This window comes from Enterobacter sp. SORGH_AS_0287, from assembly GCF_031453695.1.
GTDB classification, from domain to species: domain Bacteria; phylum Pseudomonadota; class Gammaproteobacteria; order Enterobacterales; family Enterobacteriaceae; genus Enterobacter; species Enterobacter ludwigii.
Genome location: NZ_JAVIZW010000001.1, coordinates 3,671,159 through 3,683,464 on the forward strand (window position 1 = coordinate 3,671,159; position 12,306 = coordinate 3,683,464).

10 protein-coding genes are annotated in these 12,306 nt (G+C 56.5%); 4 read left to right on the forward strand and 6 right to left on the reverse strand.

Going from position 1 to position 12,306, the window contains the following annotated elements; genetic code table 11:
- Window positions 1–46: 46 nt before the first annotated feature.
- The 5 genes from hslU to priA all read right to left on the reverse strand — a co-directional run bounded on the left by hslU (window position 47) and on the right by priA (window position 6,448).
- Window positions 47–1,378 carry an HslU--HslV peptidase ATPase subunit gene (gene hslU / locus QE396_RS17420; protein WP_014172195.1) on the reverse strand — a complete coding sequence of 444 codons (1,332 nt, stop codon included), beginning with the start codon at window positions 1,376–1,378 and terminating at the stop codon, window positions 47–49.
- Window positions 1,379–1,387: 9 nt separating this feature from the next.
- A complete protein-coding gene (hslV, locus tag QE396_RS17425) occupies window positions 1,388–1,918 on the reverse strand; it encodes an ATP-dependent protease subunit HslV (protein WP_014172194.1) in 531 nt (176 codons plus the stop codon).
- Window positions 1,919–2,012: 94 nt separating this feature from the next.
- Entirely contained in the window at window positions 2,013–3,014 is a 1,002-nt protein-coding gene (gene ftsN / locus QE396_RS17430) for a cell division protein FtsN (protein WP_014172193.1), read from the reverse strand.
- Between the two features lie 93 nt (window positions 3,015–3,107).
- Window positions 3,108–4,133 (reverse strand): DNA-binding transcriptional regulator CytR, encoded by a 1,026-nt coding sequence (gene cytR, locus QE396_RS17435; protein WP_020883949.1) that lies wholly within the window; start codon window positions 4,131–4,133, stop codon window positions 3,108–3,110.
- A 119-nt stretch (window positions 4,134–4,252) separates the two neighbouring features.
- On the reverse strand, window positions 4,253–6,448 hold the full coding sequence (priA, locus tag QE396_RS17440) for a primosomal protein N' (RefSeq protein ID WP_020883948.1): 2,196 nt from the start codon (window positions 6,446–6,448) through the stop codon (window positions 4,253–4,255).
- A 200-nt stretch (window positions 6,449–6,648) separates the two neighbouring features.
- On the opposite strand from priA, the gene rpmE reads away from it, so the two are divergent.
- Complete coding sequence (rpmE, locus tag QE396_RS17445) at window positions 6,649–6,861, forward strand: 50S ribosomal protein L31 (RefSeq protein ID WP_003862040.1); 213 nt, start codon at window positions 6,649–6,651, stop codon at window positions 6,859–6,861.
- 48 nt (window positions 6,862–6,909) lie between these two features.
- Here the strand turns inward: rpmE and metJ are convergent, their stop codons facing one another.
- Window positions 6,910–7,227, reverse strand: a complete 318-nt coding sequence (metJ, locus tag QE396_RS17450; RefSeq protein WP_007369220.1) for a met regulon transcriptional regulator MetJ — start codon at window positions 7,225–7,227, stop codon at window positions 6,910–6,912.
- A gap of 276 nt (window positions 7,228–7,503) precedes the next feature.
- On the opposite strand from metJ, the gene metB reads away from it, so the two are divergent.
- From metB to metF, 3 genes are all read left to right on the forward strand, one after another.
- A complete protein-coding gene (metB, locus tag QE396_RS17455; RefSeq protein WP_014172189.1) occupies window positions 7,504–8,664 on the forward strand; it encodes a cystathionine gamma-synthase in 1,161 nt (386 codons plus the stop codon).
- Between the two features lie 2 nt (window positions 8,665–8,666).
- Window positions 8,667–11,099 carry a bifunctional aspartate kinase/homoserine dehydrogenase II gene (locus QE396_RS17460; protein WP_020883947.1) on the forward strand — a complete coding sequence of 811 codons (2,433 nt, stop codon included), beginning with the start codon at window positions 8,667–8,669 and terminating at the stop codon, window positions 11,097–11,099.
- A 226-nt stretch (window positions 11,100–11,325) separates the two neighbouring features.
- Window positions 11,326–12,216: a methylenetetrahydrofolate reductase gene (metF, locus tag QE396_RS17465; protein ID WP_014172187.1), complete on the forward strand. Its 891-nt coding sequence runs from the start codon at window positions 11,326–11,328 to the stop codon at window positions 12,214–12,216.
- Window positions 12,217–12,306 lie beyond the last annotated feature (90 nt).

The window sequence follows — 12,306 nt, forward strand, 5'->3', positions numbered from 1 at the left end:
GGGGCTTTAGCCCCCATTAAACGTGATGAGAATGCAGTAACCGCGATTATAGGATAAAACGGCTCAGATCTTCATCTGCCACTAACGCATCCAGGTGTTTACCCACATATTCTGCGTCAATGGTAATGCTTTGACCGTTCAGGTCGCTCGCATCATAAGAGATATCTTCCATCAGGCGCTCCAGCACGGTGTGCAGACGACGGGCACCGATGTTCTCGGTGGTTTCGTTGACCTGCCAGGCGGCCTGGGCGATGCGTTTGATACCGTCTTCAGTGAACTCGATGTTCACACCTTCGGTTGCCATCAGCGCTTTGTACTGTACGGTCACAGAGGCATTTGGCTCGGTCAGGATGCGTTCGAAATCTTCAGTGGTCAGCGCCTGCAGCTCCACGCGAATCGGCAGACGACCCTGCAGTTCCGGGATCAGGTCAGACGGTTTCGCCACCTGGAATGCGCCAGAGGCGATAAACAGGATGTGGTCCGTTTTGACCATACCGTGTTTGGTGGAGACGGTGCAGCCTTCAACCAGCGGCAGCAGGTCGCGCTGAACGCCTTCACGGGAGACATCCGGGCCTGAGGATTCGCCACGCTTACAGATTTTGTCGATTTCGTCGATAAACACGATACCGTGCTGCTCAACCGCGTCGATAGCATCCTGCTTCAGCTCTTCCGGGTTCACCAGTTTCGCCGCTTCTTCTTCGATCAGCAGCTTCATCGCGTCTTTGATTTTCAGCTTACGCGCTTTCTGCTTCTGGCCGCCCAGGTTCTGGAACATGGACTGCAGCTGGCTGGTCATCTCTTCCATGCCAGGCGGTGCCATGATTTCCACACCCATAGGGGCAGCAGCAAGATCGATCTCAATCTCTTTGTCGTCCAGCTCGCCTTCACGCAATTTTTTGCGGAACGCCTGACGCGCCGCTGACGGCTCAGCCTGCTGTTCAGCCTGGCCCCAGTTGTTTTTCGCCGGTGGGATCAGGACGTCAAGAATGCGCTCTTCCGCCATCTCTTCGGCGCGATAGCGGTTTTTCTCAATCGCCTGGACGCGCACCATTTTGATCGCCGAGTCGGTCAGATCGCGAATGATGGAGTCCACTTCTTTACCCACATAGCCCACTTCGGTGAACTTGGTGGCTTCGACTTTGATGAACGGGGCGTTAGCCAGTTTCGCCAGACGACGGGCGATTTCGGTTTTACCGACACCGGTCGGGCCGATCATCAGAATGTTTTTTGGCGTCACTTCATGGCGCAGCTCTTCTTCGAGCTGCATGCGGCGCCAGCGGTTACGCAGGGCAATAGCCACGGAACGCTTGGCGTTGTCCTGGCCGATAATATGTTTGTCCAGTTCGCTGACAATTTCGCGTGGGGTCATTTCAGACATGGGAGATCCTTACGCTTTAGACGGTAATTCTTCGATGGTGTGGTTGTGGTTGGTATAGATGCAGATATCACCTGCAATATCCAACGCCTTCACCGCGATATCGCGCGCGTTCATGTCGGTATTTTCCAACAGCGCACGGGCTGCAGCCTGGGCGTACGGGCCACCAGAGCCAATAGCAATCAGGTCGTTTTCAGGCTGAATGACGTCACCGTTACCGGTGATGATAAGCGAAGCGGTTTCATCGGCCACCGCCAGCAGCGCTTCAAGTTTGCGCAGCATGCGATCGGTACGCCAGTCTTTCGCCAGCTCAACGGCGGCTTTCACCAGGTGACCCTGGTGCATTTCCAGTTTGCGTTCAAACAGTTCGAACAGCGTGAAGGCGTCAGCCGTGCCGCCTGCAAAACCGGCGATCACTTTGTCGTTGTATAAACGACGAACTTTCTTCACGTTGCCTTTCATTACGGTATTACCCAGCGTGGCCTGGCCATCACCGGCGATTACCACGTGGCCGTTACGGCGTACACTTACGATTGTTGTCACGAGCAGACCCCCTGGTTACAGAATCGGGAAACAGAAGCCCTGAGCCTGTGCTCAGGGCTGAATAGAATGATAGATGGGGGGGAATTTGGGGGTTTCAACCCCCGGTAGCGAGTCGAATGCAGTTTGTGTGTCCCGCCACTTTCAAACGGGAAATGGTTCCGTCGGCATTTTCTTTGCCTTTGACCGGGCCAATCACCACGCGATTCCAGCCGTTATTGGTGGTAATGCGTGAATCAAACCCTTCAAAAGCCAGCTGTGCGCGCACCGTTTCCGCCTGCTCAGCACCTTTGAATGAACCACATTGAACCATCCAGCGGCGTTCGTCTTTTTTCTCAGCAGTCTGCTTCGGCGCATCGGTCTCTTTGGTTACCGGTGCGGCCTGCTGCGTTTTCGGCTGCTGCGCAGTGGTATGCGCCGGCGTCTGCAGCAGATCCTGATACGGCTGAGCCGCCTGTTTCTGCGGCTGGGCCTTCGGCGGTTGCTGCACTGGCTGGGACTGCGCCGTTCGCGTTTGCTGCTGATACGGCTGTTCCGTCACCCGTGGCTGCGTTTTAGGCTGCTGCACTGGCTGGGTTTGCGCCCACTGCTGTTGTTGCTGCTGTTGCTGTTGGAGCTGCTGCTGCGCCTGACGACGCTGCAGCGTTTGCTGACGCTGTTCCGGCGTCTGCTCGTTCCACGGCACTTCGTTCAGCTGCGTAGGCTGCTGGCGCATATCGGCCTGCATTTGTGCCAGCAACTGACGCTGTTCATCCGTCAACTGGCTGGCATTTTGCACTTCGCCACCCGCTGAAGGTTCGGTCGGCGCACGTACGCCAGGCTGACGGCTTTCCAGCTCTTTGATATAGCGCCAGCGCTCTTCAGGCTTCGGCGGAAGGCCGTTTCCGGCAACCTTGCTGGCCTGAAGCGCCTCGGACTCTTCTTTTTTATGGTGCGTGATAAAGTACAGACCACCAATAAAGGCCACGACTACAGCCGCAGCAATAGCGACCATCGCTGGCGAGACAGCAGGCAGGTTACGTTGCTTTTTCCTTGAGCTACTCTTTTTGCGTCGCGAAGGTGCCGGCTGGCCGCGACGTACATAATCTCGTTGTGCCACTATCGTTTCGCTGTATTTATTCGTTCGTCAGCCCGCCATGTTACTTAAGCGGCGGGGCTTTGACCAGATAAGGGTGTCTGAAAGACATTTACTTTAAGTCAATGCCTGGGTAGAACCGCGCACAATCAATTCACAGTCCAGCAACCGCGAGCCGCTGTTAACTGTTTGACCATGCAGCTGATCCAGCAGAAGAAGCATCGCTTCACGCCCAATATCATAGCGCGGCTGCGCCACGGTCGAGAGTGGAGGATCGCAAAATTCTGACAGCGAAATATTATCGAATCCGATGATCGACAAATCTTTCGGTATGCGCAGGCCGCGGCGCTTCGCATACGATAATGCCCCCAGTGCCATCACATCGCTGTGACAGAATACCGCGGTCGGCGGCTCGGGCAGATCCAGCAGCTTCTCCAGCGCCTGTCCACCAGCTTCAAAGGTGAAATCCCCGCGAGCAATGTAGTGCGGGTCGACGGTGACGCCGGTACGGCGCAGCGCCTGAACGTAGCCCTGCAGGCGGTAGTGGCACAATGGCATCTCTTCCGGCCCGGCAATGCAGCCAATACGCTTGTGCCCCAGCTCCTGAAGATAGTTGACGGCGTTGAACGCGGCGGTCAGGTTATCAATATGTACCGTCGGCAGCTCCAGCTCGGGTGCAAACTCGTTGGCCATCACCATCGGCGGTAAATTGCGCTGCTCTTCAATGCTGGCATCAAACGGCAGGCGAGACCCAAGCAGCAACATGCCGTCGATCTGCTTGGTGATAATGAGGTCGATAAAGGTTTTTTCCTGCTGGTTCTGGTGAGCACAGTCGCCAATCAGCACCAGATAACCTTGCTCTGCCGCCGTCACTTCGATACCGCGAATAATCTCGCTGAAGAAGGGATCGCAGATGTCCGGCACAATCACCAGGATGGTGCGCGACTCATTGCGTTTAACGTTTCGTCCCATCGCCTGCGGGAAATAGCCCACTTCCAGCGCAGCCTGCTCTACCCGGTTACGGGTCGCCTGGGAGACTTTATCCGGGTTCATTAATGCGCGGGACACGGTTGCCGTAGAGACTTGTGCTTTCTGGGCAACGTCTTTCATGGTCGCCGTGGCAACCTCTTTCCTGGACTTCAACGTCTTCTCCTCGCCTGAACACCGAACTTCTGACGCCACCATTTTTACAGATAGTTAATGGAATCGGTTACAGAATTTTCATAAAAAGTGTGAGGAGCGTTAAATTTTTCGATCCGTCTTCAGCCTTCGATAGGATCAACGTCCAGCACCCACTTCACTTTGCGCGCTTCCGGTAGGGTATTGATCAGCACCAGCGCGCCGCTGACGATATGTTGCAGGCGGATGCGCGAAGGGTGCTGGAGCAAAATCTGCCAGCGGAAACGTCCACCACGCTTTGGTGCCAGCGCCGGCACCGGCCCCAGTATCCACAGCGGGTTATCCACCAGCGGACTGGCCTGCAGGAGGTTTCTCAGCTGCTGCAGGAAAAGCGGTGCCTGCTGGTTGTTGTGATCTTCTGCGCGGATGATGACGTGGCTGGTCCACGGCGGAAGCTGCATCGTCTGGCGTTCTGCCAGCGCCTGCTCCGCAAACGCGTCATAGCCTTTATGCAGCAGGGTTTGCAGTAACGGATGTTCAGGATGGTGGGTCTGTAAAACCACCTCACCCTGTTTGCCTGCGCGACCGGCACGTCCGGCAACCTGGGTATAAAGCTGGGCAAAACGTTCTGCTGAGCGAAAATCGGCCGAAAACAGCGCGCCGTCTACGTCCAGCAGGGCGACCAGCGTTACGTCCGGGAAGTGGTGCCCTTTGGCCAGCATCTGCGTGCCAATCAGAATGCGTGCGCCACCGCGATGCACTTCCGCCAGCTGCTGTTCCAGCGCCCCTTTGCGGCTGGTGGTGTCACGGTCGATGCGGGAAAGAGGAACGTCAGGGAAGAAAGGCTTAAGGGCCTCCTCCAGTTGCTCCGTCCCCAGACCGACCGGCACGATATGCGTTGAGCCACATGACGGACACTGGCGTGGTACCGGCCGCTGGCTGTCGCAGTGGTGGCAGCGCAAATGGCGCTGGGCCTGATGGAACGTGTAGTAGTGGTCGCAGCGCGGGCATTCGGCAATCCAGCCGCAGTCGTGACACAGCAGCGCCGGGGCAAACCCGCGGCGGTTAAGGAACAAAATGACCTGATTACCGGCCTGCAAATGCTGGCGCATCCGGGTGATAAGCGCAGGCGCTAACCCCGCCTGCACCTGCTGGCCTTTTAGATCCAGCACATGCTGAATGGCAGGGCGCGCGTTCCCTGCGCGCCGCGTCAGGCGCAGCATGTGGTATTTACGCTGGCGAACGTTATGCAGCGTTTCGAGGGCGGGCGTCGCGGAGCCAAGAATAATCGGGATTTGCTCGCTGTGGGCGCGATAAACGGCCAGATCGCGGGCGTGATAGCGCCAGCCTTCCTGTTGCTTATAGGAGCTGTCATGCTCTTCATCGATGACGATAACGCCGAGGTTTTTAAACGGCGTAAACAGCGAGGAACGGGTGCCAATCACAATCGCCGCTTCGCCGTTTTTGGCTTTCAGCCAGGCGCTGAGGCGCTCGCTGTCGTTCAGGCCCGAATGTAACACTTCAACCGGCGCATTAAACCGCTCGCGAAAACGAGCGATGGTTTGTGGCGTAAGGCCGATTTCCGGAACCATCACCAGCGCCTGTTTACCCTGCGCAAGCACGTTTTCCAGTACGCTGAGATACACTTCTGTTTTGCCGGAGCCGGTGACCCCTGCCAGTAGCCAGGCGGAGAAATGATCGGAGGCGCTGTGAATGGCTCCTACGGCGGTGGCCTGCTCGGTGTTGAGTCGCAGACGATCCCCTGAAACGGAGAAACTGTCCCGCCAGTCATAAAGGGCAGGCGCCTCGCTTGCCAGTTCGCTCAGCCCTTTTTTGCGCAGGGCCTGCAGCGCCGTTTCACTCACCGCAAGCTCATCAACCTGATGTCGCCAGATTTTCCCCTGACGCAGGGCCGCCAGCGCCTGCTGCTGTTTCTGCGAGCGTTTCAGGCTATTGATATCGACCGCCTGACCCTCCTCAGTGGCAAACCAATACCAGAGGGGAGCGTGGCTGGCACTTTTACCCTGACGAAGCATAATAGGCAGGGCGTGGAACAGGACATCGCCGATGGGATGATGGTAGTAATCTGCCGCCCACAGCAGGAGCCGCCAGATGCTGGTGGAGAACACGGGCTCGCTGTCCAGTACCTCCGCGACGGCTTTCAGCTCATTGAGCGGCAATTCGCTCTTATCGCTCACCGACACCACAATCCCAATACGCTGCTGTTTGCCAAATGGCACGGTCACGCGACAGCCCGCTTTGGCGCTCATGCTGTCAGGCAGCAGATAGTCAAAGGTGCGGGGAAGCGGAACGGGCAGGGCAACGTGAGCGACGGGCATCGAATCTTCCTGACTTGAAAAGTGGCGCGTTAGTATACACATTAGTGAAAGCGGCGTGCGGATCAGTTTGCATACGTTGGTCAAATTCTGTATGATTCGCCGCCTTTGGTGTACTTTACGCCAAAGAACTTACATTCAACATCGCGTGGTGTCTGGCGTTAGGGCTGGAAGAGCGACGCGGCCTTAACTGAGGTTCTCCCATGAAAAAAGATATTCACCCGAAATACGAAATGATTACTGCAAACTGTTCTTGCGGTAACTCTATCCAGATCCGCTCTACCGTGGGTCACGATCTGAACCTGGACGTGTGCGGCAAATGCCACCCGTTCTACACTGGTAAGCAGCGTGATGTTGCAACCGGTGGCCGTGTTGACCGCTTCAACAAGCGTTTCAGCATCCCGGGCGCTAAGTAAGTTTCCCGAAAAAAAGGCACCGCAAGGTGCCTTTTTTGTATCCGCTTCTCAGTATTCCCACGTATCCGGGTCGATACCCAGTTCACGCATGATCACCTTCGCCTCTTCCGGAATTTCATCACTACGCTCTTTGCGCAGATCTTCATCGTTTGGCAACGGTTGACCGGTAAACGCATGCAGAAACGCTTCGCACAGCAGTTCGCTGTTGGTCGCGTGGCGCAGGTTGTTCACCTGACGACGCGTACGTTCATCGGTGAGGATCTTCAACACCTTCAGAGGAATGGAAACCGTAATTTTCTTTACTTGCTCACTCTTCTTACCGTGCTCAGCGTATGGGCTGATATATTCGCCGCTCCATTCAGCCATGAGATACCTTTAATCCTCTCAGTCATTAATCTAAAGGTGCAAAACCCGTCATCGCCAGTTTTGACCGTAATCCAGCGTAGTTTACCGTAGAGACGATACCGTGGCACGGATATTGCCGCTGCAGCGTGCACTAAAGCATATAATTTTAACGGCTATTTGCGCATTGCTCAATCTATACGCAAAGAAGTTTAGATGTCCAGATGTATTGACGTCCATACTTTCAGTGTTTACTCTGGTGCCTGACTTTTCACCTCTTTTAGCCAGGAAGCCTTCACCATGACGCGTAAACAGGCCACCATCGCAGTGCGTAGCGGATTAAATGATGACGAGCAGTACGGCTGTGTTGTCCCGCCAATTCATCTTTCCAGTACTTACAATTTTACCGGTTTTAATGAACCCCGTGCGCATGACTACTCCCGTCGCGGCAACCCGACGCGTGACGTAACCCAGCGCACGCTGGCGGAGCTGGAAGGCGGTGCAGGCGCCGTGTTAACCAACACCGGGATGTCTGCGATTCACCTGGTGACGACGGTATTTCTGAAGCCGGGCGACCTGCTGGTGGCACCGCACGACTGTTACGGTGGTAGCTATCGTCTGTTTGACAGCCTCGCAAAACGCGGGTGCTACCGCGTGCTGTTTGTCGATCAAAACGACGAACAGGCGCTGAAACAGGCGCTGGCAGAGAAACCGAAGCTGGTGCTGGTGGAAAGTCCAAGCAATCCATTGTTGCGCGTCGTCGATATTGCGAAAATTTGTCAGCGCGCAAGGGATGCGGGAGCGATAAGTGTAGTGGATAATACCTTCCTCAGTCCGGCCCTTCAGAACCCGCTTGCGCTGGGTGCCGATCTGGTATTGCATTCATGCACAAAATATCTGAACGGTCATTCTGATGTGGTAGCGGGCGTGGTGATTGCAAAAGATCCCGACGTTGTCACCGAACTGGCATGGTGGGCCAATAACATTGGCGTCACTGCGAGCGCTTTCGACAGCTACCTGTTGTTGCGCGGTATCCGCACGCTGTCGCCGCGCATGGAAGTGGCGCAGCGTAATGCTCAGGCGATTGTCGATTTCCTGAAGACCCAGCCGCTGGTGAAAAAGCTCTATCACCCGTCGCTGCCGGAAAACCAGGGGCACGAGATTGCCGCGCGTCAACAAAAGGGATTTGGCGCGATGTTAAGTTTTGAACTGGACGGTGACGAGCAAACGCTGCGTCGCTTCCTGAGCGGGCTGTCATTGTTTACGCTGGCGGAATCATTAGGTGGGGTTGAAAGCTTGATCTCCCACGCCGCGACCATGACGCACGCAGGTATGGCACCAGAAGCACGTGCCGCCGCCGGTATTTCTGAGACGCTGCTGCGTATCTCGACCGGTATTGAAGATTCTGAAGATTTAATTGCCGATCTGGAAAATGGCTTCCGGGTCGCAGCCAAGGGGTAATCATGAGTGTGATAGCGCAGGCAGGGGCGAAGGGTCGTCAACTGCACAAGTTTGGTGGTAGTAGTCTTGCTGATGTGAAGTGTTACCTGCGTGTCGCAGGGATCATGACAGAGTATTCGCAGCCGGGGGACATGATGGTTGTCTCCGCGGCTGGCAGCACCACCAACCAGTTGATTAGCTGGCTCAAACTGAGTCAGACCGATCGCCTCTCTGCGCATCAGGTGCAACAGTCCTTACGTCGTTACCAGAGTGAGCTGATTGCCGGCTTACTGCCAGCGGACGTCGCGGACGGATTGATTAGCGCCTTTACGCATGACCTTGAGCGTCTGGCTGCCCTGCTGGACAGCGGTATTACCGACGCGGTGTATGCCGAGGTGGTCGGCCACGGTGAAGTGTGGTCTGCGCGCCTGATGGCGGCCGTGCTGCAACACCTGGGCGTGGATGCGGCCTGGCTTGACGCGCGCGACTTCCTGCGTGCCGAACGCGCCGCTCAGCCACAGGTGGATGAAGGCTTGTCATATCCGCTGCTGCAACAGCTACTGGTTCAGCATCCGGGCAAACGTATTGTGGTGACCGGCTTTATCAGCCGCAGCAGTGCCGGTGAAACCGTGCTGCTGGGACGTAACGGCTCTGACTACTCAGCGACGCAAATTGGTGCGCTGGCAGGCGTTTCCCGCGTCACCATCTGGAGCGACGTGGCCGGTGTCTACAGTGCTGACCCGCGTAAAGTGAAAGATGCCTGCCTGCTGCCGCTGCTGCGTCTGGACGAGGCCAGCGAGCTGGCACGCCTGGCGGCACCGGTTCTGCATGCGCGTACGCTACAGCCGGTTTCCGGGAGCGACATCGACCTGCAGCTGCGCTGTAGTTACACCCCGGATCAAGGCTCTACCCGCATCGAACGCGTCCTGGCGTCCGGTACGGGGGCGCGAATTGTGACCAGCCATGACGACATCTGCCTGATTGAGTTCCAGGTCCCGGCGGGCCAGGATTTCAAACTGGCACACAAAGACATCGACCTGATCCTTAAACGCGCCCAGGTGCGTCCGCTCGCCGTTGGCGTGCATAACGACCGCCAGCTGCTGCAGTTCTGCTACACCGCCGAAGTGGCGGACAGCGCCCTGAAAATTCTTGATGAAGCGGGCCTGCCGGGCGAGCTTCGCCTGCGTCAGGGTCTGGCGCTGGTGGCGATGGTGGGGGCGGGCGTTACCCGCAACCCGCTGCACTGCCACCGTTTCTGGCAGCAGCTGAAAGGCCAGCCGGTTGAATTCACCTGGCAGTCGGAAGAGGGCATCAGCCTGGTGGCCGTACTGCGTAAAGGACCCACCGAGAGTCTGATTCAGGGGCTGCATACCTCTCTGTTCCGTGCGGAGAAACGCATTGGACTGGTGCTGTTTGGCAAAGGAAACATCGGCTCACGCTGGCTGGAGCTGTTCGCTCGCGAGCAGGTGACCCTCTCAGCGCGTACCGGGTTTGAATTTATTCTCGCGGGCGTGGTGGACAGCCGCCGCAGCCTGTTGAACTACGAAGGGCTGGACGCCAGCCGGGCGCTGGCCTTCTTTAACGATGAAGCGGTTGAACAGGACGAAGAGTCGCTGTTCCTCTGGATGCGCGCGCACCCGTATGACGATCTGGTTGTGCTGGACGTGACCGCCAGTGAACAGCTTGCCGATCAGTATCTTGATTTCGCCAGCCACGGTTTCCATGTTATTAGCGCCAATAAGCTGGCGGGGGCGAGCAGCACGGACAAGTATCGTCAAATCCACGACGCGTTTGAAAAGACAGGCCGTCACTGGCTGTATAACGCCACGGTGGGCGCTGGCTTGCCGGTTAACCATACCGTGCGTGATTTGATTGAAAGCGGCGACAGCATTCTGGCGCTGAGTGGCATCTTCTCCGGCACGCTCTCCTGGCTGTTCCTGCAGTTTGATGGCACCGTGCCGTTCACTGACCTGGTGGATCAGGCATGGCAGCAGGGCTTAACGGAGCCTGACCCACGCGTTGACCTCTCCGGTAAAGACGTTATGCGTAAGCTGGTGATCCTGGCGCGCGAAGCCGGTTATGACATCGAACCTGATGCCGTCCGCGTTGAGTCGCTGGTGCCTGCTGGCTGTGAGGACGACTCTGTCGACCACTTCTTCGAGAACGGCGAAGAGTTGAACGAGCAGATGGTGCAACGTCTGGAAGCGGCAAACGAGATGGGACTGGTGCTGCGCTACGTGGCGCGTTTCGAAGCGAACGGAAAAGCACGTGTGGGTGTCGAGGCGGTTCGTCCTGAACATCCGTTGGCGGCACTGCTGCCGTGCGATAATGTTTTCGCCATTGAAAGCCGCTGGTACCGTGATAACCCACTGGTGATCCGTGGCCCGGGTGCGGGGCGCGATGTGACCGCCGGGGCCATCCAGTCTGACATCAACCGTCTGGCTAAACTGCTGTAATCTTTCTTGTTCCCTCTCCCGGTGGGAGAGGGACAGGGTGAGGGCATCAGACCGCACTCACCCGCCATCATGAACTCCCTTCATCTTCCCTGAGCATTCCTCACCATTCCTGGCGATTATTTCTGTTGACGTCCCTCCGCTTTTCCGTCATTTTTACATCTGGACGTCTAAACGTATAGAAGTTCGAAACACAACACACAATGACACGCGATTGATGAGGTAAGGTATGAGCTTTTTTCACGCCAACCAGCGGGAAGCCCTGAATCAGAGCCTGGCCGAAGTAAATGGTCAGATTAACGTCTCTTTTGAATTTTTCCCGCCGCGCACCAGTGAAATGGAGCAAACCCTCTGGAGCTCTATCGATCGCCTGAGCAGCCTGAAACCGAAGTTTGTCTCCGTCACCTACGGTGCTAACTCCGGTGAGCGTGACCGTACGCACAGCATCATTAAAGGCATTAAGGACCGTACGGGTCTGGAAGCGGCTCCGCACCTGACCTGTATCGACGCGACGCGCGATGAGTTGCGTGCCATTGCCCAGGACTACTGGAACAACGGTATTCGCCATATCGTCGCCCTGCGCGGTGACCTGCCGCCGGGGAGCGGTAAACCGGACATGTACGCCACCGATCTGGTCGCGCTGCTGAAAGAGGTCGCAGACTTCGACATTTCCGTTGCCGCTTACCCTGAAGTTCACCCGGAAGCGAAAAGCGCCCAGGCGGATCTGCTTAACCTGAAGCGTAAAGTGGACGCCGGTGCGAACCGCGCCATTACCCAGTTCTTCTTTGATGTGGAAAGCTACCTGCGCTTTCGTGACCGCTGTGTGTCCGCGGGCATCGACGTCGAAATTATCCCGGGAATTTTGCCGGTCTCTAACTTCAAACAGGCGAAGAAATTTGCCGATATGACCAATGTGCGCATTCCGCACTGGATGTCTAAAATGTACGAAGGGCTGGACGATGATCCGGAAACACGCAAGCTGGTGGGCGCAAACATCGCGATGGACATGGTGAAGATCTTGAGTCGTGAAGGAGTGAAGGATTTCCACTTCTATACGCTCAACCGCGCGGAAATGAGTTACGCCATTTGCCATACGCTGGGTGTACGGCCTGGCGCATAACAAATAGAAGCCCTCTTCGGAGGGTTTTTTGATTTATAAGGGTTTTATTTCCCCGCCATATCAGCAATGCTGCCTTTGACGTACAGAACG